Annotated in this window: 25 protein-coding genes; 14 read left to right on the top strand and 11 right to left on the bottom strand. The window is 35.9% G+C overall.

Annotation, left to right across the window (positions count from 1 at the left end; genetic code table 11):
* Position 1: 1 nt before the first annotated feature.
* Entirely contained in the window at positions 2-631 is a 630-nt protein-coding gene (locus OGZ34_RS09705; RefSeq protein ID WP_173964667.1) for a DUF4230 domain-containing protein, read from the top strand.
* A 160-nt stretch (positions 632-791) separates the two neighbouring features.
* Here OGZ34_RS09705 and OGZ34_RS09710 read toward each other — a convergent pair whose 3' ends face one another.
* The 8 genes from OGZ34_RS09710 to OGZ34_RS09745 form a co-directional block, all read right to left on the bottom strand.
* The gene (locus tag OGZ34_RS09710; protein ID WP_263362898.1) at positions 792-2,549 is read right to left on the bottom strand and encodes an aromatic amino acid hydroxylase; all 1,758 of its coding nucleotides are present in this window, start codon (positions 2,547-2,549) and stop codon (positions 792-794) included.
* A gap of 142 nt (positions 2,550-2,691) precedes the next feature.
* A complete protein-coding gene (locus tag OGZ34_RS09715) occupies positions 2,692-3,132 on the bottom strand; it encodes a hypothetical protein (protein ID WP_263362899.1) in 441 nt (146 codons plus the stop codon).
* A gap of 86 nt (positions 3,133-3,218) precedes the next feature.
* Positions 3,219-3,605, bottom strand: a complete 387-nt coding sequence (locus OGZ34_RS09720) for a group III truncated hemoglobin (RefSeq protein ID WP_263362900.1) — start codon at positions 3,603-3,605, stop codon at positions 3,219-3,221.
* Positions 3,606-3,830: 225 nt separating this feature from the next.
* Positions 3,831-5,075, bottom strand: a complete 1,245-nt coding sequence (ilvA, locus tag OGZ34_RS09725) for a threonine ammonia-lyase IlvA (RefSeq protein WP_173964671.1) — start codon at positions 5,073-5,075, stop codon at positions 3,831-3,833.
* A gap of 263 nt (positions 5,076-5,338) precedes the next feature.
* Entirely contained in the window at positions 5,339-5,878 is a 540-nt protein-coding gene (locus OGZ34_RS09730; RefSeq protein ID WP_173964672.1) for a DUF4136 domain-containing protein, read from the bottom strand.
* A gap of 85 nt (positions 5,879-5,963) precedes the next feature.
* Positions 5,964-7,940 carry a urocanate hydratase gene (locus OGZ34_RS09735; RefSeq protein ID WP_263362901.1) on the bottom strand — a complete coding sequence of 659 codons (1,977 nt, stop codon included), beginning with the start codon at positions 7,938-7,940 and terminating at the stop codon, positions 5,964-5,966.
* Positions 7,941-8,033: 93 nt separating this feature from the next.
* Positions 8,034-8,222: a hypothetical protein gene (locus tag OGZ34_RS09740; RefSeq protein ID WP_263362902.1), complete on the bottom strand. Its 189-nt coding sequence runs from the start codon at positions 8,220-8,222 to the stop codon at positions 8,034-8,036.
* Positions 8,223-8,427: 205 nt separating this feature from the next.
* Positions 8,428-8,613 carry a DUF5522 domain-containing protein gene (locus OGZ34_RS09745; RefSeq protein ID WP_071636586.1) on the bottom strand — a complete coding sequence of 62 codons (186 nt, stop codon included), beginning with the start codon at positions 8,611-8,613 and terminating at the stop codon, positions 8,428-8,430.
* A gap of 113 nt (positions 8,614-8,726) precedes the next feature.
* On the opposite strand from OGZ34_RS09745, the gene OGZ34_RS09750 reads away from it, so the two are divergent.
* The 5 genes from OGZ34_RS09750 (at position 8,727) to OGZ34_RS09770 (ending at position 14,976) form a co-directional block, all read left to right on the top strand.
* Complete coding sequence (locus OGZ34_RS09750; protein WP_263362903.1) at positions 8,727-9,068, top strand: hypothetical protein; 342 nt, start codon at positions 8,727-8,729, stop codon at positions 9,066-9,068.
* Positions 9,069-9,071: 3 nt separating this feature from the next.
* Positions 9,072-9,968: a 1-aminocyclopropane-1-carboxylate deaminase/D-cysteine desulfhydrase gene (locus OGZ34_RS09755; RefSeq protein ID WP_263362904.1), complete on the top strand. Its 897-nt coding sequence runs from the start codon at positions 9,072-9,074 to the stop codon at positions 9,966-9,968.
* Entirely contained in the window at positions 9,961-10,854 is an 894-nt protein-coding gene (locus OGZ34_RS09760; RefSeq protein WP_263362905.1) for a glucosaminidase domain-containing protein, read from the top strand. The genes OGZ34_RS09755 and OGZ34_RS09760 overlap by 8 nt, the downstream gene beginning before the upstream one ends.
* Before the next feature lie 81 nt (positions 10,855-10,935).
* Entirely contained in the window at positions 10,936-12,222 is a 1,287-nt protein-coding gene (gene hemL, locus OGZ34_RS09765) for a glutamate-1-semialdehyde 2,1-aminomutase (RefSeq protein WP_263362906.1), read from the top strand.
* A 279-nt stretch (positions 12,223-12,501) separates the two neighbouring features.
* Positions 12,502-14,976: a zinc-dependent metalloprotease gene (locus tag OGZ34_RS09770; protein ID WP_263362907.1), complete on the top strand. Its 2,475-nt coding sequence runs from the start codon at positions 12,502-12,504 to the stop codon at positions 14,974-14,976.
* Between the two features lie 56 nt (positions 14,977-15,032).
* Here OGZ34_RS09770 and OGZ34_RS09775 read toward each other — a convergent pair whose 3' ends face one another.
* A complete protein-coding gene (locus tag OGZ34_RS09775) occupies positions 15,033-15,476 on the bottom strand; it encodes a hypothetical protein (protein WP_263362908.1) in 444 nt (147 codons plus the stop codon).
* A gap of 244 nt (positions 15,477-15,720) precedes the next feature.
* Here OGZ34_RS09775 and OGZ34_RS09780 point away from each other — a divergent pair, with 244 nt between their 5' ends.
* From OGZ34_RS09780 to OGZ34_RS09790, 3 genes are all read left to right on the top strand, one after another.
* Positions 15,721-16,644 (top strand): DUF4274 domain-containing protein, encoded by a 924-nt coding sequence (locus OGZ34_RS09780; RefSeq protein WP_263362909.1) that lies wholly within the window; start codon positions 15,721-15,723, stop codon positions 16,642-16,644.
* Between the two features lie 96 nt (positions 16,645-16,740).
* Positions 16,741-17,766: a 2-hydroxyacid dehydrogenase gene (locus OGZ34_RS09785; RefSeq protein WP_263362910.1), complete on the top strand. Its 1,026-nt coding sequence runs from the start codon at positions 16,741-16,743 to the stop codon at positions 17,764-17,766.
* 83 nt (positions 17,767-17,849) lie between these two features.
* A complete protein-coding gene (locus OGZ34_RS09790) occupies positions 17,850-18,452 on the top strand; it encodes a hypothetical protein (RefSeq protein WP_263362911.1) in 603 nt (200 codons plus the stop codon).
* 33 nt (positions 18,453-18,485) lie between these two features.
* On the opposite strand, the gene OGZ34_RS09795 is transcribed toward OGZ34_RS09790, so the two are convergent.
* A complete protein-coding gene (locus OGZ34_RS09795; RefSeq protein WP_263362912.1) occupies positions 18,486-18,911 on the bottom strand; it encodes a hypothetical protein in 426 nt (141 codons plus the stop codon).
* A gap of 122 nt (positions 18,912-19,033) precedes the next feature.
* Positions 19,034-20,734 carry a lysine--tRNA ligase gene (gene lysS / locus OGZ34_RS09800; RefSeq protein ID WP_173964683.1) on the bottom strand — a complete coding sequence of 567 codons (1,701 nt, stop codon included), beginning with the start codon at positions 20,732-20,734 and terminating at the stop codon, positions 19,034-19,036.
* 443 nt (positions 20,735-21,177) lie between these two features.
* On the opposite strand from lysS, the gene OGZ34_RS09805 reads away from it, so the two are divergent.
* From OGZ34_RS09805 to OGZ34_RS09825, 5 genes are all read left to right on the top strand, one after another.
* Complete coding sequence (locus OGZ34_RS09805; protein WP_173964684.1) at positions 21,178-21,933, top strand: hypothetical protein; 756 nt, start codon at positions 21,178-21,180, stop codon at positions 21,931-21,933.
* A gap of 5 nt (positions 21,934-21,938) precedes the next feature.
* Positions 21,939-22,637, top strand: a complete 699-nt coding sequence (gene lipB / locus OGZ34_RS09810; protein ID WP_263362913.1) for a lipoyl(octanoyl) transferase LipB — start codon at positions 21,939-21,941, stop codon at positions 22,635-22,637.
* A 25-nt stretch (positions 22,638-22,662) separates the two neighbouring features.
* Positions 22,663-23,484, top strand: coding sequence for a helix-turn-helix domain-containing protein (locus tag OGZ34_RS09815; protein WP_263362914.1), 822 nt, complete (start codon positions 22,663-22,665; stop codon positions 23,482-23,484).
* A 78-nt stretch (positions 23,485-23,562) separates the two neighbouring features.
* Entirely contained in the window at positions 23,563-24,153 is a 591-nt protein-coding gene (locus tag OGZ34_RS09820) for an NAD(P)H-dependent oxidoreductase (RefSeq protein ID WP_263362915.1), read from the top strand.
* Positions 24,154-24,245: 92 nt separating this feature from the next.
* Positions 24,246-24,827, top strand: coding sequence for a Crp/Fnr family transcriptional regulator (locus tag OGZ34_RS09825; protein ID WP_173964688.1), 582 nt, complete (start codon positions 24,246-24,248; stop codon positions 24,825-24,827).
* Positions 24,828-24,872 lie beyond the last annotated feature (45 nt).

A 24,872-nucleotide genomic window follows, 5' to 3' on the forward strand; every position in this document is an offset into this window, starting at 1 on the left:
AATGCAAAATTTAATAAAGAGAATAATAGTTTTGGTTGCGGTCGTACTTGTAATAGTACTGGCTTTCAAGTATTGTGAATTCAAAAAAGACGACGATTCGACTATCGACTATAATACCAATCTGATTCAACAGCAAATCTTAAATGTTGGAAAGTTAGTCGTGACCGAAGGCCATTTCTCTGAAGTCATTACGTATAAAAATCAGCAGAAGTATTTAATGGACATGGTTTCTTTTGAGAAGAAAGCACTTGTAGTGGTAAATGCAAATGTTACCGTAGCCTACGATTTGCACAAAATGAAGTACGATATCGACGAGAAGAACAAAACGATTACGATTTTAAACATTCCAAAAGAAGAAATTACAATTAATCCGGATATACAGTTTTATGATGTAGAACAAAGCAAGCTGAATCCATTTACGGGAGACGATTATAACAAAATCAATAAATCGGTAAAAGCGAATCTGGCTAAAAAAATAGAGGGCTCTACGTTGAAAACAAATGCTCAGAACCGATTAATCAGCGAGTTGTCTAAAATCCTAATCCTGACCAATTCAATGGGCTGGAAACTGCAATACAACGGTAAAACTATTGAATCTGAGAAAGAATTGAATCAGGATTTGAAGCTTTGATTTTTTTTTTTTAAAGGTACTAAGACGCTAAGATACTAAGGTGCTGAGTTTTTTTTCATTTCTCGTTCCTCGTAAGGACAAAAAATGAAAATCTGCGTGAGAAATAAAAACTTAGAACCTTAGTATCTCAGAACCTTAGCAACTTAGAATAACTTTTAAACTAAACCGCTTCTTTATCAAAAATCAAATCCAATCCACCGGCAATTAAATGTGCAACTTCAGGGCGTTTAATCTTCAGTTGATCTAAATGAACTAAAACCTCCTGTAAAAGTTGGTTTTCATTTGAATTCTTCAGAAGCTCAGTGATTTCAACAGCCAATAACCAATCATTAGGATGGCTTTCTTTTAGTTTGTGAAATACAGCTTTTAATTCAGTTGTAGCACTTTTGTTCTCTCTAATTAGACGAACAGTTTGATACAATACTTCTAAGTCGTCACGTTCGTCTGAATGTTTTGCTTTTATAGTAGTTGTTTTGGGTACGGTATTGATCAGGTCGAAACTATTTACATCAGCAGGACCGGAAAAAGCCGAAACGACTTTTTTACCAATCGCCATATCATAGTTCCCCCATTCAGGCTGAAACAAGATCGTTTCGCCATGCGTCACCGTACAATTTCTGAAACTAATCAGGATGATTTCACCATGTAGGTTTCTCGAGCCTGTAATGATTTCACCTTCAACAATAATATTGCCTTCAAATTCTAGTTTTACGGTTTCATTTTCTACAATAGAATAAGCCTGTAAATCTTTCGGACTCATGTCTTCAATCGCCAGATTAAAGCCTTTCAGTTTTCCAATTGGACTTCCGAATCCGTGTGGATGTGTTAGAGTTCCGTGACCAACCAATTCTTTTTCGCGGTACGATAAAGCAGTTTTTCCGGTAGTCTGGATGTATATTGGTTTTCCTTCGTCTTCCAGAACGTTGGTAAATACACCTGAAACTTGTAAGCCTGTACTGAGTTCAATCGTTCCTAAAGCATTGGAATGAATTAATTTTTGTATTCCTGATAAACCTCCGGTTCTTAAAGCCATTTTGTTTGCAAATTCTTCTAAAACCAAACTCAAATAAGAAAAATTAGGCGTTACATAAAGTTGAGGCTGTAATTGTGTGATGTCAAAATTTTGATTGGCAGCAGAGATATTATAAGGGATTTTCTTCACATTATCCGTCATACACCAGGCGCTTTCTCCTATAGAGGATAGTAACCCTGCACCATATATTTTTGGATTTTCAACTGTTCCGATCAAACCATATTCTACTGTCCACCAATGCAAGTTTCGAATTTGAGCCATTTCAGACAATTCCCCCATATTGTTTTGTAAATCGGCAACCGCTTTTTCGGCTTCGTCTATTTTTTCCTGAGGCGTATCCTCGGCTTCTTTTAAAATAGAAAGTAGTCGGATTGCTTCATACATTTGATAATCTTTATGAGAAGAGATAGCTTTACAGCCAATTTCTCCAAAGCGTCTTAAATATTCTGCATATTCCGGATTGGCAATAATAGGAGCATGACCTGCACCTTCATGAATAATATCCGGTGCTGGTGTATATTCGATATGTTCTAATTGACGAATGTCTGAAGCGATAACCAAAACGTTATACGCCTGAAATTCCATAAAAGCATTTGGCGGAATAAATCCGTCCACTGCAACAGCTGCCCACCCAATTTCAGTCAGAATTCGATTCATCCCGTACATGCTTGGAATGGAGTCAATTTCGATACCCGTTTTCTTCAAACCATCCAGATAAGAATGGTGCGCAACTTTTGAAAGATAATCTACATTTTTACGCATCACATAGCGCCAAACCGCTTGATTAATTGGTGTGTAATCACCATAATCCTGAGGTTTAATAAATTGCTTTAAATGTTTAGGCAATCGCTCTAATAAAGGGTTTGTTTCAATACTGGCATTCATTTCGAAAACGTTGTAGATTAGAATGTAAAATTACAAATTAAAGATGCTAAATTTTGCTATTCCTTATAATTTTTTTGTTCGAAGTGATTTTTTATTGCGTTTTTCGCGGATTTCTTTTACAACAGTAAAAAGGGATTAATGCTTAGCAATCGTTATTTTCATAATTTACCTTTTCCATTTTATCTTCATAGAATTCAATATCTTTTGCAGTCATGGGGACTTTCTTCAACTCTGTTTTGAGTTGCTTTTTGGCGTCCGGACTTATCCATAAACCGTTAAAAGAGGTGTCGTCTTTCTCTAAAATCATGACTCCGGTAAATCCTTGTTCTACAAATACAAACTCGCGCTTATTTTTTTTATTTTGAGTCGTATTTAATTGAATCCAATTGCCGGATTTGTCATAACGATACATTGAGGTATACATAAGATTGGCATTGCAAGGATGGTTTTCAGCTTTTATATAAAAAGTTACGGCAGTTTTTCCGTCGATAGTACCTTTATATAAAATAGATTTAACCGTCTGAGCTTGGGAACCATTAAAAATGAAAAAAGAAAGAAGAAAAGATAGTAATGTTTTTATCATATTTCAAATATTGTTGAGGTCAAATTTAGCCATTTAAAAATGTGCAATCCAAAATAATATAAAGAAATATCCGAGTTTTTCTTGAATTAATGATTGTCTACGTTTCTGAAATATTCAATCTTATGATTGAACATGTACGCCATATTGGCTGCGCGTATTTTTGCTTCCTCGGTTATGGTTCCTGAGAAAAGTTCGTCGATAGAACTGTTAAAAAGTAGTACCCAGCGGTCAAAATGAGTTTTATCTACCGGTAGTTGTTTGTGTGGAGGAAAGGGGCTTCCCGAGTAGGCACGAACATCAAACAAAATAGTTTGCCAAAAGCCGTACATTTTTTCTAAATGTTCAGGCCAGCGATCCTGCAGTTTATCATTAAAAATAGGTCCAAGTAAATCGTCCTTTCTTACTTTATTATAAAAGGTGTCCACCATTAATTTTATGTCTTCTATGTTTGATATGTCTTTAAGAGTTGTCATGCTTTCTAACTATAAATGAATAGCAAAAATACGATTAACTTAGCTGTAATCACTGATATTTATCATTTTCAGGTTATTTGTCTGGTTCAATAGGAGAGGTTATGTAGCGCTTAAAGAAAATTTTGAAGGGATTAGCTTCTTTTTGTTAAGGGTGAATTGGGTTGAGTAAGATCTTGAATTTAAAAAAAAAAGCTGTCTGAATTTGAAATCAGACAGCCATTTTGTTTATCCAATTAGCTGTGTAAATAAATCCTGATTATCATTTAGGTATTGAAATTCAAAACCATTCTTAGTCATATTCACTTTAATAGCGAGAATGTCTTTTTTATTTTTTAATTCCAAACCAACAACTACAGAACCAACTTCACGGCTGTTTTTCTTTGCAAACTGAAAATAAGTGATGTCATCATCAGGGCCTAAAATATTGTTTACAAATTCTTTTAAAGCACCTGGGCGCTGTGGGAACTGAATCATGAAATAATGCATCAGGCCTTCATATAGTAAAGAACGTTCTTTTATTTCGGCAGTTCTTTCAATATCATTATTGCTTCCGCTCACCACACAAACTACTTTTTTTCCTTTGATTTTATCTTTGTAAAAATCCAAAGCTGCAATTGTCAATGCTCCTGCAGGTTCTACGACCATTGCTTCTTCATTGTACAAACGTAAAATCGTAGTACAAACCTTTCCTTCGGGAACCAGAATGATGTCGTCTAAATTATGTCGGCAGATTTCAAAAGTTTTGTCGCCAACCTGTTTTACGGCGGCACCATCCACAAATTTGTCAATTGTTTTTAAAGCGGTGTTTTTATTTTCTTCCATAGAGGTTTTCATCGAAGGAGCTCCTTTGGGCTCAACACCAATAATCTTTGTATTTGGGCTCAGCTGTTTAAAAACTTCAGACAAACCTGAAGCCAGTCCACCACCGCCAATGGGAACAAAAACATAATCGATAGGTTCGTTGTAGCTCTCTAAAATTTCCAATCCTACAGTTCCCTGACCGGCAATAACCTTATCATCATCAAAAGGATGGATGAAGATTTTTTGGCTTTCAGTTGCATCTGCTGTGGCTGAAGCATAAGCATCATCAAAAGTATCTCCGGTAAGTACAATTTCAACAAACGTTTTACCAAACAGCTGTACTTGTTTTACTTTTTGTTTCGGAGTGGTTTTGGGCATGTAGATTTTGCCTTTGATTTGCAAAAGATGACAGGAATAAGCGACTCCCTGCGCATGATTACCTGCGCTTGCACATACAATTCCGCTTGCTTTTTCAGTTTCGGTTAACGAAGAAATTTTGTTGTAAGCTCCTCTGATTTTGTATGACCGAACAATTTGTAAATCTTCTCTTTTTAATAAAATTGTTGATTTAAACTCTTCCGAAAGATTTAAATTTTGGGTGAGTGGAGTAGCGGCAACTACATTTTCAAGTTGCTTTTTAGCAGCAAGTACTTCGTTAAATAAATTCATAATTTTTGTTTTTTTGCCACTAATTACACGGATTAACACTAATTTTTATTTTGTTAACATAAAAAAATAATTCGAGCAATTAGTAGCAACTTTGATATTCGTTAAATAAAAAAACCTCCCGTTTTGGGAGGTTTTATAAAATGTATTTTGTTTACTTATTTATATATTACCTCGCCATTATTGCTGAATTGCAATAATAGTAATAGCGATAATAATGTTATTTAAGTTTTTCATTTAAGATAATTGAATCGCAAATGTATTAATTATTTTTTAACCGGAGGGTATTGCGCTAAAATTTTAGTGACAAACTCGGCAACCTTTTCGTCTTTTTTAGCAACGTTTTTGGTTAAAGTTCCAACACCTTCTCCCTGCCAGATCATTTCTTTCTTTTTAGCATCAATCAGGTCAATGAATAAAGTTCCTTCTGTGGAAGTTGAAACGGTAGTCTGGTTTCCTCCGTACATCATATATGGATTCCATCCCCAACCCCAACCGTAACCCCAGCCGGCGCTAAATTGATTCACATTTACTTGTTCCCTTGCTTTAGTAAAAATATTAATTAATAAATCAGGGTTTTCGCTTTTGGTAAAACCTTTGGCTTGCATTTGATCATCGATGGCGCGTAGAATACGTCTTTTATCCAAATCAGATATTTCGACCTTATCAATTCCCGGCTTAAAGAAAGCATATGTTTTGTAAGGGGCAAAATCTACGTTTTTGTCGTAATCGGAGTAAACACTAACCGTGCTGCATGATGCTAGTATTAAAAGCAAAAAAACGGGTACTAATTTGAATGTTTTCATATGTTTAAAAATTTAATGTTCTTCTTCCTGTAATAATAACATACTTCGTTTTTGCGATACGAAGCGAAGTCGAAGTACCTTTTTTCTAAAACAGATTTTCATCTACGATATTAGGCAAAGTTACTTTTAATAAAGGCTGAACTTCCATTGCTCTTTTTATAGCAAAAATAGCTTCGTCATTTCTGGCCCAGCTTCTTCTTGAAATTCCGTTGTTAACATCCCAAAAAAGCATTGATGCTAAACGTTTTGAAGCCTCCTTAGAACCATCAAGAACCATACCAAAGCCACCATTTATAACCTCTCCCCAGCCAACTCCGCCGCCATTATGTATAGAAACCCAGGTTGCACCTCTAAAGCTGTCGCCAATCACGTTTTGAATCGCCATATCGGCTGTAAAGCGGGATCCGTCGTAGATATTTGAGGTTTCTCTGTATGGAGAATCCGTTCCGGAAACGTCATGATGATCGCGTCCTAAAACAACCGTTCCAATTTCACCTTTGGCAATAGCCTGATTAAAAGCTTCGGCAATTTTAATTCGGCCTTCTGCATCGGCATATAAAATTCTGGCTTGTGAGCCCACAACCAGTTTGTTTTCCTGCGCACCTTTGATCCATTTGATATTGTCCTGCATTTGTTGCTGAATTTCATCCGGAGCTGTTTTGGCCATTTCTTCTAAAACCTGGCTTGCTATGGTATCTGTTTTTTGTAAATCTTCTGGTTTCCCAGAAGTACAAACCCATCTAAACGGACCAAAACCGTAATCAAAACACATTGGCCCCATAATGTCCTGAACGTAACTTGGGTATCTAAAATCAATATTATTTTCAGCCATCACATCAGCACCTGCGCGGGAAGCTTCTAATAAAAAGGCATTTCCGTAATCAAAAAAGTAAGTTCCTTTTGCAGTGTGTTTGTTAATTGCTTTGGCTTGACGGCGTAATGATTCCTGTACTTTTTCCTTGAATAGTTCCGGATTGCTGGCCATCATTTCATTGGCATCCTCAAATGAAATTCCGGCAGGATAATAACCTCCGGCCCATGGGTTGTGAAGTGAAGTCTGGTCTGAACCCAAATCAATTTTGATGTTTTCTTTGTCGAAGCATTCCCAAACGTCTACTACATTTCCTAAATAAGCGATGGATACCACTTCTTTATTGGCTTTTGCTGCATGAACTCTTTTTACCAATTCATCGGTTGAAGTTACAATTTCATTGATCCAGCCCTGTTCGTGACGAATTTTTGTAATTTTTGGATTTACTTCTGCACAAACGGTGATACAGCCTGCAATATTTCCGGCTTTTGGCTGTGCGCCTGACATTCCGCCAAGTCCTGAAGTTACAAACAGATTTCCTTCCGGATTTTGTTTGATTTTTCTAAAACCATTCAAAACTGTAATCGTTGTTCCGTGTACAATTCCCTGTGGCCCGATGTACATATAACTTCCGGCTGTCATTTGTCCGTATTGCGAAACACCTAAAGCATTCATTTTCTCCCAATCGTCTGGTTGAGAGTAATTTGGAATAACCATTCCGTTTGTTACTACAACTCTTGGAGCTTCTGCATGTGAAGGAAATAATCCCATCGGATGACCTGAATACATGGTCAGCGTTTGCTCGTCTGTCATTTCAGACAAATATTGCATCGTTAATAAATATTGTGCCCAGTTTTGAAAAACAGCTCCATTTCCACCATAAGTAATCAGTTCGTGTGGATGTTGTGCTACAGCATAATCCAGATTGTTCTGAATCATGTGCATGATGGCTTTTGCCTGCAATGATTTTCCCGGATATTCGTCAATTGGTCGGGCATACATTCTGTACTCCGGACGAAAACGGTACATGTAAATGCGTCCGTAAGTTTCTAATTCTTCTGAAAACTCCTGAATTAATTCGGCATGGTGCTTGGCATCAAAATAACGTAATGCATTTTTTAAAGCCAGTTTTTTTTCTTCTGCTGATAGGATTTCTTTTCGCTTTGGCGCATGGTTAATCGCTAAATCGTATGTTGCCTTTGGGGGTAATATGGTAGGTATTCCTTGTTGTATTTGTTCTTTGAAAGTCATTTTTTTTATAAGGTACTTAGTTGCTAAGATTTAAAGTTGCTAAGATAATTTAGCAAGATTAGCAACAGATTAATTTTTTTGTTTTATTTTAGATTATATTGCCCCACTGGGGCTGAATTTCTGATCGCTAATTTTATTTTTATAAATATAGCACTCCTTTGGAGTTGCTCTAAGCCTTGGAAAGGCACTATGTTTATAGAAAACAATACGATCATTTGGTAAAAGCTCCGGAGGAGCGAAATACTGCCAAAGAATATTCGATTCAAAAAATAATGATCTCATTTTCAAATTGGCACATTTTCGAACTAAAAAAAACTAAGGATAACGGATATCCGACCTGTGATAGGATTTGTGGATGGTAATCCTAAATTTTCGAAACAGAATATCCATATAAATATTTTAGATTGTTGATTTTAGATTTGTCCTTCGACTTCGCTCAGGACGACGTGTAAATAAAATTAGTTAGTTTTAAAATTTAAGAAATTCTCTAATTCGTTTTTTTTCTAATTTCCCCTGTTCGTTTGTCAAACCCATACGGACAATGACGACAGCCGCTTTTACAGCAATAACCACGTTTTAGATGGTGTTTTTCAGTAAAGCATTTATAACCTTCGGGGGTATAGTAAAAATCTTCCCCTTCGATTAATTTATTTTCATTACTTTGCTCCTTCATAAATCTGCATTGCGTTGGTGTTCTCCATTTATTAAAATCAAAAATAATTAATAGATTGTGACTTTAATGAAATTGAACAATTTTCATCTACAAATTTATAAATTTTACAGCTAATGTTTCTGATTGTTGCTAAATATTTAATTCCAAAAGGGTATCGGGGAATGGCTGTGTTTCCGTTTGTGATTTTAAAATATGATAGAGATAAAGCAAATGCTGTTTTTGTCAATCATGAACAAATTCATCTTCGGCAGCAATTGGAATTATTGATTCTTCCGTTTTATATTTTGTATGTTTTTGAATATGCAATTCGGCTGATACAATATAAAGACAAAGAGCTGGCCTATCGGAATATAAGCTTTGAGAGAGAAGCTTACACCAATGAAAGCCATTTGAATTATTTGAAAAACCGACCTTTTTTGGGCTTTTTAAATTACTTAACTTTAAAACACAAATAGATTTTGAATCAGGAAATTCATATCGTCTTGCCCAATGCTATTTCGTTGACTATAAAACGAGAAGATTTGATTCATCCGTTTGTTTCGGGAAATAAATTCAGGAAATTGAAATACAATTTACTTCAGGCAAAAGCAGAACATCAGGAGACTCTGTTGACTTTTGGCGGAGCTTTTTCCAATCACATTGCTGCAGTTGCTTATGCCGGGAAAGAGCAGGGTTTTAGAACGATTGGAATTATTAGAGGCGATGAGCTTTTTGATAAAATTGAAGAAAATCCGACATTAAAATTTGCTCAGGAAAACGGAATGCAGTTTGAGTTTGTGACGCGAGAGGAGTATCGGCATAAAAACGAAAGTGTTTTTATAGAAAAGCTTAAAGGTAAATTTGGAGACTTTTATTTGGTACCTGAAGGTGGAACAAATGAATTGGCTGTAAAAGGATGCGAAGAGATTTTAACTGAAGAAGACGCCATTTTTGATTTCGTTTGTTGTGCGGTAGGAACGGGCGGAACGATATCGGGATTGATTAATGGTGCGTTGCCAAATCAGAAAATTTTAGGGTTTCCGGCGTTAAAAGGTGACTTTTTAACCGATGAAATTCGTATTTTTGCAAAGAAAGATAACTGGGATTTAATTTCTGACTATCATTTTGGAGGTTATGGGAAGGTAAATTTGGAATTAATTGAATTTATCAATGCTTTTTTTGAAGAAAATAAAGTGCCTTTGGATCCAATTTATACGGGAAAGATGTTTTTTGGCGTTATTGACTTAATACATAAAAACTATTTTCCTGCACATTCAAAAATTTTATTGGTCCATACCGGCGGATTGCAGGGAATTAAAGGGATGAATATTAAATTGAAGCAGAAAAAATTACCAATACTCAAAAGCAATGGTTAAAAAAATAATAGCACTTTTAATGCTGGCAACTTTAGTAGGCTGCTCCTCAAGTAAACCTACTATCGCGACGACCAAAAAAGCGGCGGCAGTCCAGAGACCCAGAGTGGCAACAACCAAAAAGCCAACTTACACCAAACCAATTGGCAAAAAATACCCTTCTACAAATAATACAACTGAGGTTATTCAGTCTACTTCAAAAACAGTTGTAACCAGCGATTTAATCAACAATTATATTCTACAATTCAAAGATATTGCAATAGGGAATATGCAAAAATACGGCATTCCTGCAAGTATCATTCTGGCACAGGGAATTTTAGAATCTGGTGCAGGAAAAGGAGATTTGGCGCTGGAAGCTAATAATCATTTTGGAATTAAATGCCACAAGGACTGGCTGGGAGAGAGTGTGCGTCATGATGATGATTCGGCTCAGGAATGTTTCAGGAAATATGCAGAAGCAGCAGAATCTTATAGAGATCATGCCTTGTTTTTGGTTGGCAAAAATAGATATGCCACTTTATTTACTTACGAAAAAGACGATTATAAATCCTGGGCAAAAGGGTTAAGAGCGGCAGGTTATGCCACAGATCCCAATTACCCTGATAAATTAATTAGTTATATCGAACGATACAATCTGCACCAGTACGATTGTCAGGTTACCGGAAAAAGCTACAAACCTTTTGAAAAATCAGCTCCGGTAAGAAGTTCTTCTCCTTCCGGTTCTCCTTCTAATGCTAATTCGAACGATCCTAATTTATACGAAGTTCAAAAAGGGGACACCTTATATTCGATTTCAAAAAAATTCAACCTTTTGGTTGACGATTTAAAACAGAAAAATAATCTTTCAGACAACGCACTTTCTATCGGGCAGAAGCTTAGAGTGAAGTAATGTTCAGTCTCAGTCACAGTTTTAAGTCTTAGTTTAAGTTCTTTAAAATCTAAAATCAGAATTCAAAAATCTAAAATCATAATGATATATAAAAGAAGTAGTCAGCTTTTTGCTGAAGCAGAAAAAGTAATCCCTGGAGGGGTAAATTCACCGGTAAGAGCATTTAAAGCAGTTGGTGGAACGCCAATTTTTGTAAAAAGTGCCAAAGGTGCCTATTTGTATGACGAGGACGGAAATAAATTAATCGATTATATCAATTCATGGGGGCCAATGGTTTTGGGTCATGCCTACCAACCGGTTGTGGATGCTGTAATTGAAAAAGCAAAATTGGGTACTTCTTTTGGGATGCCAACAGAATTAGAAACGGAGATTGCTGCTTTGGCAGTTTCTATGGTGCCGAATATTGATAAAATTAGATTTGTAAATTCAGGTACCGAAGCTTGTATGAGTGCAATTCGTCTGGCTCGCGGATTTACGAAAAGAGATAAAATTATCAAATTCGCAGGCTGCTATCACGGACATTCAGATTCATTTTTGATTCAGGCAGGAAGCGGAGCAGTAACTTTTGGATCGCCAAACAGTCCGGGAGTTACAGAGGGTACTGCAAAAGATACTTTGTTAGCGAAGTACAATGATATAGAAAACGTAAAGACTTTAATCGAAGCCAATAAAAATGAAATCGCTGCCATTATCATAGAAGCGGTTGCCGGAAATATGGGATGTATTCCACCTCAAAAAGGTTTTCTGGAAGGTTTAAGAGAATTGTGTACGGCCAATGGAATTTTACTGATTTTTGATGAGGTCATGACAGGTTTCCGTCTGGCTCGCGGAGGAGTTCAGGAATTGTATAATGTCAATGCCGATATTGTAACTTTCGGAAAAGTAATTGGTGGAGGTTTGCCTGTGGGGGCTTTTGCTGCCCGTGAAGAAATTATGAACTATCTGGCACCGCTTGGCCCAGTGTATCAAGCCGGGACATTATCGGGTAACCCGTTGGCTATGGCCGCAGGATTGGCAATGTTGCAATCGTTAGATAATGATCGTGCTATTTTTACCCGACTGGAAGAAAAAACTGCTTATTTGGAAGCTGGAATCGACAGGGTTTTAAAAGCGAATAATGTTGTTTTTACAATCAATAGAGTAGGATCGATGATTTCTGTTCACTTTGATGCAAATCCGGTTGTTGATTTTCAAACTGCTGCGAAAGGCGATAATGAAACGTTTAAGAAATTCTTCCACGGCTTGTTGCAAGAAGGTGTTTATATTGCCCCATCGGCTTATGAAACCTGGTTTATTACCGATGCCTTAACCTATGAAGATCTGGATTTTACCATTAATGCGATTGATAAAGTTTCAAAGACCTTTTAGATCTTAGAAGTTAAAGTATATATTTTTTTTCAATTGGAGGCTCAGCTTTTTTAGTAAAGCTGGGTCTTTTTTTTAGTTTTCAGTCTCAGTGTTCAGTCTCAGTTCACATTTCACAATTTACATCTCACAATTTACATCTCACACTATTCCGTCTCACTTCCACAATTTAAATTCTAAAATAACCAAGTAGTTAATGAAAAGTTAATAAATAGGTTTTAGAGCGTATATTCAGGATAAAAATTATTTTTGTTTATTAAATAACCATTAAACCTGCAGTAAATGAAGAAATTTCTCATTTTAACTACAATAGCGGCATTTGTGCTATTTCCCACTTCTCAATTTGCACAATCAAATAAGAAAAAATCTAAAAAAGACGAATCGGCAGCTACCCCACCGGAGAAAAAACCGGAGTCAGCAATTAAAGACTACAGCAAGGTAATCACCAAAGACGCTATCTCTGATGACGGACTTTTTAAAGTGCATAAAGTCGATAAAAAATACTATTTCGAGATTCCGAATAAATACCTGAACAAAGACATGCTTTTAGTAAGCAGATTGTCAAAACTGCCTTCTAATTTGGGTGGCGGGTATGTAAACGCGGGATCAGAAACCAACGAGCAATTAATAGTCTGGCAACGTTTTCAAGATAAAATTCTGATCAAATCAAAATCATACAATGCGGTTGCCAATGATAGTTTGCCGATTAGTATTTCGGTAAAATCAAATAATTATGAGCCTACTTTATTTGCTTTTGATATCGTAGCTTTTAGTAAAGATTCTGCAAACACTGTGGTTGATGTTACTAAATTTTACAGTACAGATGTTAAGGCGATCAGTGGAATTTCGTCAGAAATGCGCGAAACGTATAAAGTAAAAGGGCTTGACGATTCAAGAAGTTTTATCAATACGATCAAAAGTTTTCCAATGAATATCGAAGTCATTCAGGATATGACGTATAATGCTTCGAAACCATCAATGCTGGAGGATACAGAATCGATTAGTATTCAAATGAATCAATCCATGATTTTACTGCCTGAAGTACCTATGAAACCAAGACTGGCTGACCCAAGGGTAGGCTGGTTTACGGTAAGCCAGTACGATTATGGAAGCAATGAATTAAAATCGGATCTTAAAACCTACATTCGTCGTTGGAGATTGGAACCAAAAGATCCTGAAGCGTATGCAAGAGGAGAGTTAGTTGAACCGGTAAAACCTATCGTTTACTATTTAGACCCTGCTACTCCTGAAAAACTGAGAAAATACATCAAACAAGGGATAGAGGAATGGCAAAAACCTTTTGAAACAGCAGGATTTAAGAATGCGATTATTGCAAAAGACGCTCCAACAAAAGCCGAAGATCCTGATTTTAGCCCGGAAGATGTTCGATATTCTGTTGTTCGTTATGTTGCAAGTACTACTCGAAATGCAGTTGGTCCAAGTGTTTCAGACCCCAGAAGTGGTGAGATTATCGAAAGTGATGTAATCTGGTACCATAATCATTTGCGTTCGTACAGAAACAGGTATTTGTTAGAAACCGGAGCGGCAAATCCGTCTGCGAGAACTTTGCAGACAAGCGATGAGGAAATGGGAGAAATGATGCGTATGGTAATTGCTCACGAAGTGGGTCACGCTTTAGGTTTTCCGCATAATATGGGCGCAAGCTGTGCGTATGATGTAGAAAGTTACCGAAATGGTGATTTTACGCAGCAAAACGGAATTTCGGCTAGTATAATGGACTATGCGAGATACAATTATATTGCACAACCTGGTGATAAAAACATTCGCTTTATTCGTAAAATGGGAGCTTACGATCACTATGCTTTAAACTGGGGATACAGAGTGATTCCGAATGTGAAATCTCCTGAGGATGAATCGGCTACTTTAGACAAATGGATTTTGGATAAAGCAGGAAATCCGCTGTACAAATTTGGAAAACAAAGCAGTGCTTTTGATCCTACATCTCAAACAGAAGATATTGGGAATAATTCTATGAAAGCGAGTACTTACGGACTTAAAAATTTAGAATATGTTGCCGCTCATTTAAACGAATGGACGAGTAATGTGACCAATAGCTATGAAGATCTGGATGAATTGTACAAAGAAATGCTTGACGTTTGGAGTCGATATGTAGGCCATGTTGTGACTAATGTTGGAGGAGTTTACGAAAATACTAAAAAACCAAATCAGGCAGGAAATGTTTACGAGGTAGTACCGAAAGCAAAACAGATTGAAGCAATGAACTGGCTTCAGGCTAACGCTTTTGCTTCACCAACATGGATTGTAAATGTTACAACTTTGAAGAATACTGATTTTGCCGGTTATGCGGAAAGATTCAGAAGCTTACAGGTGAGACAGTTGAATAGTTTGCTTAGTATTGGTCGTATTGGCAGATTAGTAGATAATGAAATTGTTGGAGGAGATACTTATAAAGCACTGGATTTATTGAGAGATACACGAAAAGGAATCTGGAAAGAAGCAGCAGCACCTGGAAGTGTGACTATTTACAGAAGAAATCTGCAACGTGGTTATATTGATCGAATGGGAGCATTAATGACCGAAGAAATTAAGCCATCTGATCGATCAGTGGTATATTATAATGTAAACCAATCTGATGTGAGAGCTTTGGTACGTGGTGAGTTGAATGCGCTAAGAACTACACTTTTGGCAGCAAAGGCGAGACCTGTAAATGCAGAAACCAAATATCATTATGAGGATTGTATTAAGAGAATAGACTTAATTCTTAATCCGAAATAAGATTTTATAATAAAAAATAAAAAGAGGCTTTTGAGCCTCTTTTTTTATGAATTAAATTAGTTGTTTGCCTTTTTGTATTCTTTCATTTTTTCTTTTGCTTTTTCTCTGTTTTCGTCTTTTACAGCCGTCCATTTTTTATACTGGTCGTCATTTAAAATTGATTTCATTTTTGCATCGTTAGCAGCTTTTTCATCTAGCATTTGTTTTCTAAAAGCAACTTTGTCTTCTGTTGTCAGGGGTGTACCGTTCTCTTTCTTGCTTTTGCGGTCTTCTTTAAACTTTTCAGCTTTGGCACTTCTGTCTGCTAAAAGTTGTTTTACCTGCGCTTGCTGATTGGCATCTAGATTTAGTTCAGAAGTGAGTTTTTTCAGCTGCTTTTCATTACGTTGTTCCGGAGTTAGTTTTTCTCTTGGTTCGCGTGAAGGCTTTTGATCTGCTGCCTCTTGTGCAAAACTCGCTATTCCAACGAATAACAAAGCTGCGATAAATAATTTCTTCATGATGTACGTTTTTTAATTGTTTATATTGGTTAGACTTTGCCGAATTAAAGAGGTTTAATCTGATAGCCAGAATTATAGATTATTTAACAAAATTAAATATAAAAGCAGTTTATCTGTTTGGATTTTAATGGGTTAAGGGGTTTTGTTCGTTAGTCCATGCTTTTTATCATGTTTTTATAAGAAAAGGTTAATTAAATTTGTTTTCATAATAGAAAGAAGAGACACTTATCATCAGAATCAAAAAATGGAAGAATTGTTTAGCAAAAAAAATAAAAACCGGGTTTTAAAAGCGGTAAACGGAGAGCTGTCCTATCAGAAATTAACTGCTGCAGAATGGCATCAGTTTGTTCAAAACTGGAATTATGATGATGGGATAGAGCCTTTTGAATGGATCGTTAAACAAAAAACGCTTGATAAAGGAACGGCTCTTTGTTTGTATTGGATGCTGCAACCCGATTATTTTTGCAGGTTTAAAAGTGAAGATGAGGCAAGAGAAGATTTGTATTTCAGGCAATATAAATTGTTGAAAGAAATCGAAGGAAGGTATTCAACAGGTTTTTATCAGGATGAAAATTTTTCTTTCGATCCGAATAAGGAGTTTTTGGATGAAAATTCCAATGTAGCATGTATTCCGAGTGAAATGTTGCTTAAAACGGTAGGTGTAGTTTTCGAACGATTGGATATTGAATTTGCTTTTTTAAGAAATCCGAATGAAAAGGAGCTGAAAACAATCGCGAGTAGGATAGCAGATGCTGTAAAGATCATTCAGATTTTAAATCCGGACTTTGTTTATGATGTTACTGATGTGGCAGTAAATGCGATTGTTGAAAGTGTTGAATACTGGAAAACCAAAGAATTAGGGAAGGTAAAAATCAATTACCTGTCTTATTTATGGATGGATTGTATGCATAAAAAACATAGTTGGGATTGGATTGTCTGGGATTGGGAAACCGGGAATAATCTAGGAGTGACCAACACCACAAAAGAATTAACCTGTCTGGCTGATACTATTATCGCTCATACCATAGACGGATTTCAACCCGCTTCGATCATCTTTGATTTGTACAAAGAACTGGAGGGAGTGAATAATTTTTATGATTTAAAAAGAGATCCTTACAGTGGAATCGGATTACTGTTTAGTACCGATCACATGAAATTCAGAGATTAACAAGCGTTGTTTTTTAGGTATAGGAAATTTACTTCTAAATAATTATGTAATTTTAGTGAAAACAGAGGATTAATACTTCAAGAAAAAAGAATCAAGATGAGTTTAAAGGATACAGTAAATACAAATAAAATAGCTTTTTTTTCAACACAGCCTTACGATAAAACGTTTTTCAATAAATACAATGACGTATTTGGTTTTGAATTGGATTTCTTTGAAACACAATTAAATCCTCAAACCGTTATTTTGATTGAAAATGCTTCGATTGTTTGTGTGTTTGTAAATGATATTATCAATGAAGCAGTATTGAAACAATTGGCTGAAAAAGGGGTGAAGATTATTGCACTGCGGTGTGCAGGTTTTAATAATGTTGATTTGGATGCGGCCAAAAAGTACAATCTGAAAGTATGCAGGGTTCCTGCATATTCGCCTCAGGCTGTCGCAGAGCATGCGATGGCAATGATTCTAACACTGAACAGAAAAACACATAAAGCCTACAATAGAGTTCGGGAACAAAATTTTTCGCTAAACGGATTATTAGGTTTTGACCTGTTTGGGAAGACTATCGGGATTATCGGAACAGGGAATATCGGGAAAGCTTTCGCTAAGATCGCTCTGGGGTTTGGTTGTAAAGTTCTGGCATATGATATTGTAACAAGTGCTGAAATGGAAAAAGATGGAGTACAGTTTGTTTCGTTGGAAGAGATTTTCAAAACCAGCAATATAATCTCATTGCATTGTCCTCTAAACGATCAGACGAAACATGTCATTAATAAAGAATCTATCGCTTTAATGAAGGAAAGTGTAATGCTTATCAATACAAGCCGTGGAGGATTGATTGAAACAGCCGCTGTTATTGAAGGTTTGAAAGAAGGTAAAATTGGGTATTTAGGAATTGATGTTTACGAACAGGAAGAAAAACTGTTTTTTAGGGATCTTTCTGCTGATATTATTCAGGACGATGCTATTCAGCGCTTAATGAGTTTTCCAAATGTCTTGGTGACGGCGCATCAGGCTTTTTTTACCAATGAAGCCTTAACGCAGATCGCTTTGGTTACCTTTAACAATATAAAGTCTTTACTGACTGACAATGATATTGAAAATAAAACCGCTTTGTTGGTTTAAATTGAATCAGATTGACCAGCGAGAGGTTTTAAAAACCTGTCGCGTTTAGAAACGTAATTGTAAAAAAATAAAAAAGAGAAATTATGAAAAGTAAACTTTTAATTGTTCTGGCAGTGATTACACTATATTCTTGTCAGAAAAAAGAAAAAACAGGAAAAGAAAATGTTATTGAAGCCATTGTAACTGATACCATAGCAAAAACAGCAACCGGAACAGCAGACGTAAGCGATGCTCCGCACAAAGACGATAAGGCAGTAGAGGTCATCAGAAAGCAGCTTTTAGTATTGCTGAAAAAAGATTTACCAGCGATGACAACAGACAACAGATTCTTTTATTACAGTGCTTTTGACTTAAATAATGATAAAAAGGAAGAGTACTTTGTAGGCTTCTCTAATCCTTATTTTTGTGGGAGCGGGGGCTGCTCAGGGTATATTTTGAATAATGACGGAAGTTTAATCAATTCTTTTACGGTAACCGATTTCCCAATTTATGTAACTACATCAGTAACTGAGAAATTTTATGATCTAATAGCGGTAAGTGGAGGAAAATTTCATCTTCTAAAACTGAAAAATGGAAAATATCCTTCAAATCCATCTGTTCAGGAAATTGTTAAAGAGGAAGCTACAAGAGAAAGTACAACGGTTTTGGATATAGATGGGAAGAAGTTGGAGAAGTATTCGTTTTAAAATAAAAATATATTAGGTTTATGATGGGTTTTGTTAATTTGTCTTAGATAGTTTTTTTATCAATCTAAATACTGACATAAGTAAACCAGCTCCAAAAAACAATATTCCTGTATAGCCAATAATCATTTTGATTAATTTATTGCCTTTTTTAAATTCTTCAGGATGCAGGACTAAAAGCAAACAATTTAAGACAAATATTAAGCATGCAAAAAACATAGCAATATTTGTTTTAAACGTATTCTCATTTGTTTCAATTTTTCTTTCTTTTATGAGGTAATGGATATAACCTAAACCTCCAAACAAAAGAATACAATTGATGTATTTAATTCTTTTTTTGAGTGTAAAAGCATTAGAAAACTCTGTTTCCGGATTTATGAATGAATCGACCAATAAATAAACACCTGATACTGTGAATAAAATAAATATGGTGTAAAGAAAATAATTTTTAACCTTAGACATAAAATTGTTTTTAAGTCATTAAATTTAAATAAAAACCCGACAGATTTTTAAATCTATCGGGTTTAAATTATCATATATCAGTTTTGGAATTTGGATTTTCCAAAATTTGAATTTTAAAAAAATTATCCCACCAATTCCACAAATTTAAACTCGCCTTCAACAGCGACTTTAGTCAAACCGTGTTTAGATAAGTTTTTCATAGACGCATCCCATTTTTTACCGCTTAAATTCGCAGTAATTTTTAGTTGCTGAAGATCCATTTTATTTTCATTTCCTTTCAATAAATCAACGATAAATTTCTCTTCGTCTGATAATTCGACAGTCTGTTTTTTCTCCGGACGCATTTGTGGGAATAATAAAACTTCCTGGATTGATGCATTATTGGTTAAGTACATAATCAAACGGTCCATTCCAATACCCATTCCGGATGTTGGAGGCATACCGTATTCTAAGGCTCTTAAGAAATCCTCGTCGATAATACCGTTTGCTTCATCATCACCTTTTGCAGCCAGACGCATTTGATCTTCAAAACGCTCTCTTTGATCAATTGGGTCGTTTAATTCAGAATAAGCATTCGCAATTTCTTTACCACAAACCATTAGTTCAAAACGTTCGGTTAAGTCTGGATTATCACGGTGTTCTTTACATAGAGGAGACATTTCTTTCGGATAATCCGTGATGAAAGTAGGCTGAATGTAATTTCCTTCACATTTTGCACCAAAAATCTCATCAATCAATTTTCCTTTCCCCATTGTTTTGTCAACTTCGATTCCCATTCCTTTTGCAGCTTCAAACAGCTCTTCTTCTGTTTTTCCTGAGATATCAAAACCGGTAAAATGTTTGATCGAATCCGTCATAGTAACACGGGCGTAAGGCGCTTTAAAGTTGATTTGGTGTTCTCCAAAAGTAACTTCACTAGTTCCGTTTACGGCAATAGCACAATGCTCAAGCAGGCCTTCTGCAAATTCCATCATCCAGTTGTAGTCTTTGTAGGCTACATATATTTCCATTGCGGTAAACTCAGGGTTATGGGTTCTGTCCATTCCTTCATTACGGAAGTTTCTAGAAAACTCATAAACACCTTCAAATCCACCAACAATTAATCTTTTTAAATACAATTCGTTTGCAATACGCATGTAAAGCGGAATGTCAAGCGAATTATGGTGCGTAATAAAAGGTCTTGCCGAAGCACCACCGGGAATCGATTGTAAAACCGGAGTATCAACCTCAAGATATCCTGCATCGTTAAAGTAACCGCGCATAGCGGTAAATAACTTGGTACGTTTAATAAACGTTTCTTTAACCTGTTGATTCACCGTTAAATCTACATAACGCATTCTGTAGCGTAATTCAGCATCATTAAATGCATCGTGTACATTTCCGTCTTCGTCTACTTTTGGTAAAGGCAACGGACGTAATGTTTTACTCAAAAAAGTAAACCCGCTCACACGAATACATTTCGCTCCAACCTGAGTCGTGAACAATTCTCCTTCGATACCAATAAAGTCTCCTAAATCGGTTAGTTTTTTAAATACTGTGTTGTATAAAGTTTTATCGTCGCCTTCACACAAAACGTCGCGATTCACGTACAATTGAATACGTCCTTCACTATCCTGCAATTCAGCGAAACAAGCTTTCCCCTGATCACGAACACTCATCAAACGTCCGGCAACAATCACCTTCTTACCTTCTTCAAATGACTCCTTTATTTGCTTTGAAGTATGATTTACAGGAAAAAGATTAGCGGGATAAGGATTGATTCCTAGGTTGCGTAAGTTTTGAAGTTTTTCTCTTCGGATGATTTCTTGTTCTGATAGTGCCATTTTGTGCTCTTTTTTAAGTGTGCAAAGATAAAGAAAAGAATGTAGATTTCAGAATGCTGATTTTAGATTTTTTGAAGCAGTAATTTTCGGGTTTTCAGGGTGGTTTTGTCCCGCTATCCACTTGTATCTTTTTTGCAGAAAAAGCAAAAAAGGATACCGCTGCTATCGGGGCTAGAGTAGACGTTTTTGTTTTCAAAAAACGTTTGAGTTGAAAAGCTGATCGAGCTGTTCTTAGAAAATCATCGAAGATGATTTTCTAAGAACCTAAGAACCTAAGAACCTAAGAACCTAAGAACCTAAGAACCTAAGAACCTAAGAACCTAAGAACCTAAGAACCTAAGAACCTAAGAACCTAAGAACCTAAGAACCTAAGAACCTAAGAACCTAACAAAACGATTAAACAATTCGCCAAACTTCGTATCTTTGAGAAAAAATTAACCACGATGAAATTATACAAACTACTTAGTTTTTCTTTTTTATTTGTAACACTCACAAGTTGTACTTTTACCGAGAGCATTTACGTGAATGATAACGGAACCGGAAAGTTTTCTCTAAACATGGACGGTTCTTCTTTAATGGCAATGGCTGGGAATCAGATAGGAGATCAATTGGGAGCTGATGCCAAAAAAAATGTAGATTCTACGTTTACCTTCAAACAATTACTGGCTGATAAAAGCGAAAGTATTTCAAAATTATCTCCTGAAGTTCAAAGCGAGATTAAAAAACTGGAAGACCTTGTGGTTAATATTAAAACGAATGAGGAAAAAAAAGAATTTCTGATGGCATTTTCAGAAGATTTTAAAAATGTGAATGAATTACACGATATATTACAATCAATCAATACTCTTCAAAAACTAGTAGGAGGAGCAGATGCATCAACACCTTTTGTAGGAGGTTTGGGGGATAATAATAGTACAGTAAACTACAATTATGACGGAAAGAAATTTACCCGTAAGGCGATAGTCGATAAACAAAAACTGGCTGCAAAAGTACAGGATTCAACCGCAGAAATGTCAAAAATGGTTTTTGCATCATCTACTTACGTGATAAAATACCACTTCCCAAAACGCATTAAAAAAGTCTCAAATCCGACGGCTTTGTTTAGTGAAGACCGAAAAACAATTACAATTCAATACCCTTTTACGGATTATATGGAGAATCCTGACAAGCTCAACTTTGACGTTGAGTTTGAAAAATAATTAAAATGAATAAAAAAATTCAACTTCAGGATTTAGGAAGTAAAGATTATAAAGCGACCTGGGAATATCAGGAAGAACTTTTTAAAGACATAGTCGACCTAAAAATAAGAAACCGAAGAGAAGAGCTTAATTTAGAAACACCCAACTACTTATTGTTTGTAGAACATCCGCACGTTTATACACTGGGAAAAAGCGGTGATTTTGAGAATTTGCTCCTAAACGAAAAACAGCTGGAGGCCAAAGGTGCTACCTTTTATAAAATCAACCGTGGTGGCGATATTACCTATCATGGACCAGGACAGATTGTGGGTTACCCAATCTTGGACCTGGAGAATTTCTTTACCGATATTCATAAGTATTTACGTTTTCTGGAAGAATCGATCATCCTTACTTTAGAAGAATACGGTTTAAAGTGCGGGCGAAGTGATGGAGAAACAGGAGTGTGGTTAGATGTAGGGACTCCGTTTGCCAGAAAAATTTGTGCACTTGGTGTTCGCGCGTCGCGCTGGGTAACCATGCATGGATTTGCTTTAAATGTAAATGTCGATTTGGGATACTTCGATAACATTATCCCATGTGGAATCCGCGGTAAAGGAGTGACTTCGTTGCAGGTAGAGCTTGGTGTTGAAAGAGTAGATGAGGCTGAAGTAAAAGCAAAAATAATCAAACATTTAACCCATTTGTTTGAAGCCGAGTTTGTTTAAACAGGCTTTCTAGATATAAAAAGATATGGCAGATGCTGAAGAAAATAACAATTATAAAATTGCTGTTCCTTCAGCATTTGATACCGTTTTTTCGCATTTTTACTTTGCGGAGAATAAAACCGATATTCCTGTAACGAAAACATTATTACCTAGTTTTCAGACAATCTTAGTCTTTGTTTTTGGAAAAGGAGCCTCTTTAAGATCAAATCAAAATACGATTCTGGAAGCAGAGCGATGTCTCGTTTTAGGACCAATAAAACAAGCCTTTGAGTACACCTTAAATCCTGATTCAGAGATTCTGGTAGCCAACTTTAAAGAAGATGCTTTCTACCGATTCTTTGGAAGCGCGCTTCTGACGCATTCTTTGCCTGTTCATCCCGACACTTTGATGGTTGAAAATTGTTTTGTCGCTTTGTGGGAGGAGCTAAAAGAATTGGCTGATCCCAAAAAACGGGTGGATCATATTTTAGAATTCTGTAAACCTTATTTGCGGGAACAGCATTCCATTACCTCTCTTTTGGCCGATTTTAGAGAAAAAAATATCAATCCGATAAAAGCGACTGCCTCTAAAACAAATCAATCAGAACGAAATGTTCAATTGAATCAAAAGAAGTTTTTTGGTTATACCATTAAAGAAATTAATCGTTACGAGCGTTTTTTGAAAGCAGTAGAAGCAATTCAAAAGGATATTCTAAAAAACGCTAAAACAGATTGGCTTGCCATTGTTGAGCAATGCGGTTATTACGATCAGAGTCAGTTGATACATGATTTTAAACATTATATGAATATTTCTCCGACTAAATTTCTGAAATTTCAAAACGATATCTGTAACTCAAAGACAGAATAGCCCCTTTTCGTTTTCTTACAATTGTGATCGGATCAGCAGTTTTACATTTGTCATGTTCAATCTTAAAAAACAGAAAACATGAAAAATTTAATTGTTTACGCACATCCCAATTCAACTAGTTTAAACCATTACTTCAAACAAATTGTTATGGAGAACCTTGAGAAATCAGGGCAGGAAGTTATCATACGCGATTTAAACGCCCTCCATTTTAATCCGGTTTTGTCTCTGGAGGATATGAATGGGCAAAGAGTGGGAGAAATTGCTGATGAGGTAAAAAGAGAACAGGATTTTATTAGCTGGGCTGATCGTATTGTTTTTATTTATCCAATTTGGTGGACCGGAATGCCGGCGATCATGAAAGGGTATGTCGATCGGGTTTTTAGTTATGGATTTGCTTATCGTTACGATAAGGGGATTCAAAAAGGGCTGTTGACCGGGAAACAAACCATCATAATCAATTCGCACGGGAAATCAAATACAGAATACGAGTCCATCGGAATGGATAAAGCTTTGATCTTAACTTCAGACTTCGGAATTTTTAAGTATTGCGGATTGGAAGTTCAAAAACATTTTTATTTTGATAAGGCAGACAGAGCTTCTGACGAGAATATTTCAGAATGGACCAGCCAGCTTAAGGAAATGTTTCAGGAAAAGGTTGTATGCGACTAATTTGTTATATTTCTGCTTCAGAGCAGTTTAGAGCAATTTTTTCGAATAGTTTTAGTTATCTATTAAACCATTTTTTCTAAAAACCTGATACCATGCAAAATGTAATTACTGACCTGTCCCGATTTATGGAATTTAATGAAACGGAAAGTATGGCCTTTAAAAACATACTTAAACTAAAGAAAGTCAAAAAAAACGAACATCTTTTAGTAGAAGGCGATGTTTGTAATTTTGGAGTTTTTATTGCAGAAGGATGCATTCGTTACTATTATTCACTTGATGGTGTCGAATCTACCGGAAATTTCTTTTTTGAAAATGACTGGTACTCTGATTTTGAGAGTTTTTTATACAACAAACCGTCATTGCTGAATATCGAAGCTCTGGAAGACTGTGTGCTGTATTTGGCCTATAAACACGATTTTGAAAAACTGGTTTCTGAATATCCGGTATTTAACTCTTTCCTGCGCATTATGATGGAAAGAACCATCAAAGGATTAACGGGTAGAAATATGGCAATGTCTTTATTGTCTCATGAAGAACGTTATTTGCGGTTTGTAAAATATTGCCCGAAAGTAGTCGAAAGAGTTTCGTTAAAACACATCGCCAGTTATTTAGGAATTCAGCCGGAAAGTTTAAGTCGGATCAGAACCAGGATTACATTGAACAGTAAATCTTAACTCAAGTCAATTTTTAAGAAAATTCAGCTCTTTACTTTTGCTTTT

The sequence above is a fragment of the Flavobacterium collinsii genome (genome assembly GCF_946903285.1).
GTDB classification, from domain to species: Bacteria; Bacteroidota; Bacteroidia; order Flavobacteriales; family Flavobacteriaceae; genus Flavobacterium; species Flavobacterium collinsii.

What these genes read in the sequence shown, in the direction of transcription:
- OGZ34_RS09705 (WP_173964667.1), top strand. Translation starts at nt 2, where the DNA reads ATGCAAAATTTAATAAAGAGAATAATAGTTTTGGTTGCGGTCGTACTT.
- OGZ34_RS09710 (WP_263362898.1), bottom strand. Translation starts at nt 2,549, where the DNA reads ATGAATGCCAGTATTGAAACAAACCCTTTATTAGAGCGATTGCCTAAA.
- OGZ34_RS09715 (WP_263362899.1), bottom strand. Translation starts at nt 3,132, where the DNA reads ATGATAAAAACATTACTATCTTTTCTTCTTTCTTTTTTCATTTTTAAT.
- OGZ34_RS09720 (WP_263362900.1), bottom strand. Translation starts at nt 3,605, where the DNA reads ATGACAACTCTTAAAGACATATCAAACATAGAAGACATAAAATTAATG.
- ilvA (WP_173964671.1), bottom strand. Translation starts at nt 5,075, where the DNA reads ATGAATTTATTTAACGAAGTACTTGCTGCTAAAAAGCAACTTGAAAAT.
- OGZ34_RS09730 (WP_173964672.1), bottom strand. Translation starts at nt 5,878, where the DNA reads ATGAAAACATTCAAATTAGTACCCGTTTTTTTGCTTTTAATACTAGCA.
- OGZ34_RS09735 (WP_263362901.1), bottom strand. Translation starts at nt 7,940, where the DNA reads ATGACTTTCAAAGAACAAATACAACAAGGAATACCTACCATATTACCC.
- OGZ34_RS09740 (WP_263362902.1), bottom strand. Translation starts at nt 8,222, where the DNA reads ATGAGATCATTATTTTTTGAATCGAATATTCTTTGGCAGTATTTCGCT.
- OGZ34_RS09745 (WP_071636586.1), bottom strand. Translation starts at nt 8,613, where the DNA reads ATGAAGGAGCAAAGTAATGAAAATAAATTAATCGAAGGGGAAGATTTT.
- OGZ34_RS09750 (WP_263362903.1), top strand. Translation starts at nt 8,727, where the DNA reads ATGTTTCTGATTGTTGCTAAATATTTAATTCCAAAAGGGTATCGGGGA.
- OGZ34_RS09760 (WP_263362905.1), top strand. Translation starts at nt 9,961, where the DNA reads ATGGTTAAAAAAATAATAGCACTTTTAATGCTGGCAACTTTAGTAGGC.
- hemL (WP_263362906.1), top strand. Translation starts at nt 10,936, where the DNA reads ATGATATATAAAAGAAGTAGTCAGCTTTTTGCTGAAGCAGAAAAAGTA.
- OGZ34_RS09770 (WP_263362907.1), top strand. Translation starts at nt 12,502, where the DNA reads ATGAAGAAATTTCTCATTTTAACTACAATAGCGGCATTTGTGCTATTT.
- OGZ34_RS09775 (WP_263362908.1), bottom strand. Translation starts at nt 15,476, where the DNA reads ATGAAGAAATTATTTATCGCAGCTTTGTTATTCGTTGGAATAGCGAGT.
- OGZ34_RS09780 (WP_263362909.1), top strand. Translation starts at nt 15,721, where the DNA reads ATGGAAGAATTGTTTAGCAAAAAAAATAAAAACCGGGTTTTAAAAGCG.
- OGZ34_RS09785 (WP_263362910.1), top strand. Translation starts at nt 16,741, where the DNA reads ATGAGTTTAAAGGATACAGTAAATACAAATAAAATAGCTTTTTTTTCA.
- OGZ34_RS09790 (WP_263362911.1), top strand. Translation starts at nt 17,850, where the DNA reads ATGAAAAGTAAACTTTTAATTGTTCTGGCAGTGATTACACTATATTCT.
- OGZ34_RS09795 (WP_263362912.1), bottom strand. Translation starts at nt 18,911, where the DNA reads ATGTCTAAGGTTAAAAATTATTTTCTTTACACCATATTTATTTTATTC.
- lysS (WP_173964683.1), bottom strand. Translation starts at nt 20,734, where the DNA reads ATGGCACTATCAGAACAAGAAATCATCCGAAGAGAAAAACTTCAAAAC.
- OGZ34_RS09805 (WP_173964684.1), top strand. Translation starts at nt 21,178, where the DNA reads ATGAAATTATACAAACTACTTAGTTTTTCTTTTTTATTTGTAACACTC.
- lipB (WP_263362913.1), top strand. Translation starts at nt 21,939, where the DNA reads ATGAATAAAAAAATTCAACTTCAGGATTTAGGAAGTAAAGATTATAAA.
- OGZ34_RS09815 (WP_263362914.1), top strand. Translation starts at nt 22,663, where the DNA reads ATGGCAGATGCTGAAGAAAATAACAATTATAAAATTGCTGTTCCTTCA.
- OGZ34_RS09820 (WP_263362915.1), top strand. Translation starts at nt 23,563, where the DNA reads ATGAAAAATTTAATTGTTTACGCACATCCCAATTCAACTAGTTTAAAC.
- OGZ34_RS09825 (WP_173964688.1), top strand. Translation starts at nt 24,246, where the DNA reads ATGCAAAATGTAATTACTGACCTGTCCCGATTTATGGAATTTAATGAA.